Origin of the sequence: Candidatus Hakubella thermalkaliphila (assembly GCF_013281975.1) — a bacterium.
Taxonomy (GTDB): Bacteria; Actinomycetota; Humimicrobiia; order Hakubellales; family Hakubellaceae; genus Hakubella; species Hakubella thermalkaliphila.
Genome location: NZ_BLRZ01000125.1, coordinates 1 through 4,364, shown reverse-complemented (window position 1 = coordinate 4,364; position 4,364 = coordinate 1). Strand labels below are relative to the sequence as shown.

Genomic DNA, 4,364 nt, shown 5'->3' with positions numbered 1-4,364 from the left:
GGAGATCATCCAGGCCTATCGGGATCTAGCCGATGTGGAAAGAGCCTTTCGAACCATGAAAAGCGTCCTTGATCTGCGTCCCTTTTTCCATCGCACTGAAGATCGGGTACGGGCCCACGTCTTTATCTGTGTGCTGGCCTATCTGTTAGAGAAACTGATGGAGAAGGCTCTCCAGCGAGCCCAGATGCCCTTAAGCGCTGAAAAGGCCTTGAGTAGTCTTAAGCAAATGGGGGTGGCGGTAATGAAAGTGGGCCAGGAGTCTTACGGATATGTGAGTGAGCCCACTTATCGGCAGCGGCAAGTCCTTGCAGCTCTTGATATCCCCTTGCCCTCTCGGGTTCTTGTGCCCCAAAAACTAGGGTAAAAATAGAGTTTAGTGACAATTTTGAAAGTCAAAATAGCCTCTGACCAGGTCTTTTTAAAATTTGCTGTTGAACCTCGGTTATCATATCAAATTTCGACTCAAAAAACAAAAATGTGAATAATGTGGAGATTTCCGGGCATCTTCCCGGGCTAATATCACCCAAAAATGGAGAGAAGAACAAGGTATGCCGCTCCCAGAATTAGAAGAGAGCCCAATAGAGCCAGGACTATCTCTTTGCGTCGGAACAGTCTCACCTTGATCCTTGTCCTCCTTGGCTGTTGCAGTTAATCAAGCTGGCTCCTGTAGGTTTCAGGGGTGCCCATCTCACCTTAGTGCTAGTTAGTTCGCACTGAAAAATAAGCTTCAGGCTCTAGATCAGAGCAAAATTTACTCTCAGGCATTCTGCCTTTACCCTATCGACAGGTCATTTTTCAGTGTGAACTAATTAGTGGAGTAGTATAGGCAGACCTTTGCCGAAGAGGGGGACAAATGATGATTCGATTTTCCATGCTTTGGATAATAGTTCTAATTGCTTTAACTATTCCCATAGCCTCATGATTATTGGCGAAGTTACTTAGAAATAGCCCCTATTTTCATCATGGTTCACGGGTGATGAGACCATCATGAGAAATTATTATCATAATGCAGAAGACACACAAAATGGTATACACCCTTGCATCACAGAAGCGGCTTTGCAAATTGTCAGCCGGGCACCTGGTCCGATTTTAATGCATATCCAGCTTCCGGACATGGGCAAGCTGACTTTGACTAGTGAGCCCAGGGAAGACCCCGCTCCCAAGGACATCATTATCATTACCCTATTATCACTACCCTTACAGCCAGTGCCATGAAAGGTAACCAGGAGAAAGCTCGAAGCAGGATGTGATGTCTACATCACCAAATCCATCAACACCAGAGCCGTTCCCAACGCTCACGTTAACATGCTAAGATTTTTTCGTTGTTCCTGTCTACTTCTCCTCAATCCATACTGGTACATCGTGGCAAGTACCTCTGCAGCCGTTTCAGCCGTTGAATACACGGGGAACCCGGCTTTCTCCATCCTGATGACATCGTCCATCACGAACTCCTTGCATGCCACACAGCTCAGTATGGGCTTATGTTTGTAATCGATCTTCTTTAGCGTATTCATAAAGGAGCCTAGGATCTCTCCCTGAAGAACCACGATAAAGCTTCCCACGTCATCACTTTCCACCCCGATCTCTATCGTCTTTCTCAACTGCTCCGCATCCATACTGAATGAATAATCCACGGGATTGAGGGTCTTGACGTAATCCGGCAAAATATCAAGGAGGCGATTCTTTAAGCCGGGTTCCAGTTCGGCAAGCCTCATCCCATTCAAATGCAGCATGTCTGTTGCTGCGACACCCAGAGACCCCGAATAAGTGATGACCAGCACGCCGTCACTCCTCGGAATCGGCTGCTTGGCAAACGCTTTTGTCAGGTCAAACATATGTTCATTATTTCTTGCTCGGATGATGCCACTCTGTCTGAAGGCAGCGCTATTGATCTGATCATCACCGGCCAGGGATGATGTATGGGATGACACAGCTTTTTTACCCGCCTCTGTCCGTCCTGACTTCAAGACGATAATCGGTTTCTTTTTTGTGACCCTGTTGGCGACGTCGATGAATCTTCTCCCGCTCTTGACATCCTCCATATACATAGCAATGACGTCGATATGATCATCTTCGCCAAGATATTCGAGGATATCTGTCTCGCTAATATCCATCTTATTTCCAATCGTTGCAACAATGCCAAAATCCATGATGTGACGTAGTCCGGTAAGGATGCCAGCCGCATAAACGCCTGCCTGAGCAATTAATCCAATATTTCCCTTCCCCAGCTCCCCAATGAGTCCAATAGATTGAACCATATTGTGGTGTGTGTTGATCACACCAGAACAATTCGGGCCAAGCACCCGGCAACAGCTTTGCTCAATAATCTTTTTAATTTTCGCCTGTACCTTCTTGCCATCCTCTCCCGTCTCGGCAAACCCCGCCGTTTCAACGACAATGAACCTCACGCCTATTTTGCAACAATCTTCCACGACCTGAGGAACCGCGTCTGCAGGAACAACCACAATGGCCAAATCAACGGGTTCTCCCACCTCAGTGATTCTTTTATATGCCTTGATGCCCTGGACGTATTCGCTTTTGGGGTTAATGGGATAGAGTCGCCCCTTGAACTGATGAAATAACAAATTACGAAACACATTGTATCCCAGTTTCCCCTCTGAATTGGAGGCACCAAAAACCGCAATGCTATCGGGATAGAACAGGCCGTGCAGATTTTGTGCTTTATCCGATTTGACGGTGGCTTCTTCCGTGAACTCTCCAATGAACATTCTCGCATCAACTACCATATTTCCAGATGGGTACAGAAATACAGGATTTAGATCCAGCTCTTTAATCTCCGGGAATTTCGTGACTAGATCGGATATTTTCAATAAGAGCTGTTTTAAGGCGGGGATATCCACAGCATGGCCTCGATACCCCTTGAGCAACGGATAACCCTTTATCTCCTCGATCATATCGGTGACATCTTTCTCGGTAACCGGAAGAATCCTGAAGGTGACATCCTTCAGGACTTCTACGAACACCCCACCCAGTCCAAACATGAGAACACGCCCAAAGCTGGGATCTCTGGTCACGCCAATAATGGCTTCAATGCCAGGTCGGGCCATCTTTTGTACAGAGACTCCCATGACGCGCTGATATCTGAATGCACTGACAATATCACGATAAGTCCTTCTCACTTCTTCTTCATTTTTCAGATTTAATTTGACACCATCAGCATCCGATTTATGGACAACATCCGGCGAGACGATCTTTAAAACAACGGGATACCTAATCGTGTTGCTTATTTCAGCGGCTTCGTCTTCAGATCTGGCCACCAGATGGCCTGTCGTGGATATCCCCATGCCTTCCAAAATTTCCTTACACTCATGTTCCACTAAATAGGTTCTATTTTCTCGGTCTGCCTGATTCAGAATTTCTCTGAACTTATCACCAACAACATGACCTTTTACTCTATGATGAATCATGATAATCTCCAGAAAAACAACCAGCTCAAAATTTTCTAAGCAAATAGCCCATATTTTCATGGTTCACGGGTGATGGCCCCATCATGAGGAATTGGTATGAAACTAGACTACTCCTTCCAATCAACCCGTATTTGTTTCGAAGACAATCCACTTTCTCATACACCTCAGTAGCACTGGCAGTAAAGGTCCGAATTAAATCGTGATGCAATTCGACTTATTGACGTAGACCCATTGAATCATCTGGCCATGTCCTAAAATGGGCCTGTTGCCAAACTCCCCCAATTATACTCGACAAACAGATAAAGGCTCAATTATTGTATAATAGATAAAAAACTTAATCAGGAGGTTCTATAATGCTTAATAGGACAAAGGTTGAAGAAGTGATAAACAGGATAAGGCCCTTCCTTCGCAGGGACGGCGGTGATGTGGAGCTTGTGGATGTAACAGATGACAACATTGTGAAGGTCAGGCTTCTCGGTGCCTGCGGAACATGCCCCATGTCCCTAATATCCCTAATATTGTCCATAATGACACTGAAAGGCGGCATTGAGACAGAACTCAAGAAAGCCATTCCTGAATTGAAAGCAGTGGAAGTCGTGTAAGGTTTTTGTTCAAATGCAAAGACAAGGGTGCTGATTGGGCTATAAAAGTGAATAAATAAATTAATATAGTAGGAGTTACGCAGTTGACTGCCTAATCCCCTAGCCAGTATATTATAATATAACCTGCAAGAAAAGGTCAAGTTCTATTGGTAAGGAATCGCCCATGCACCGCGGCGCACCACGTCGCATGAAAATTGGGTTATTTTCAAGGGAGGTTGGAGAGAATATGAACCCACCCAAATGCGATGACCTGGATTACATCCACTTTCTCATAGCTAATATTCACCTGCACAGAAGCCGCCCGGTGCCAACCCGAAGGGAAGGCGCCAGCTCA

General features: G+C 45.7%; 3 protein-coding genes and 1 pseudogene. 3 read left to right on the top strand and 1 reads right to left on the bottom strand.

Annotated features, from left to right (window positions below; all coding sequences use genetic code 11):
• Positions 1-364, top strand: a 364-nt coding sequence (locus HW443_RS09535; protein WP_176238110.1) for an IS1634 family transposase, incomplete at its 5' end; no start/stop codon positions are given.
• Between the two features lie 931 nt (positions 365-1,295).
• On the opposite strand, the gene HW443_RS09530 is transcribed toward HW443_RS09535, so the two are convergent.
• Positions 1,296-3,428, bottom strand: a complete 2,133-nt coding sequence (locus HW443_RS09530) for an acetate--CoA ligase family protein (RefSeq protein ID WP_176236054.1) — start codon at positions 3,426-3,428, stop codon at positions 1,296-1,298.
• A 353-nt stretch (positions 3,429-3,781) separates the two neighbouring features.
• Here HW443_RS09530 and HW443_RS09525 point away from each other — a divergent pair, with 353 nt between their 5' ends.
• Both HW443_RS09525 and HW443_RS09520 read left to right on the top strand, forming a co-directional pair.
• Positions 3,782-4,030, top strand: a complete 249-nt coding sequence (locus HW443_RS09525; RefSeq protein WP_176231893.1) for a NifU family protein — start codon at positions 3,782-3,784, stop codon at positions 4,028-4,030.
• A 226-nt stretch (positions 4,031-4,256) separates the two neighbouring features.
• Positions 4,257-4,364: pseudogene (locus HW443_RS09520) on the top strand (IS701 family transposase); the annotation flags it as partial.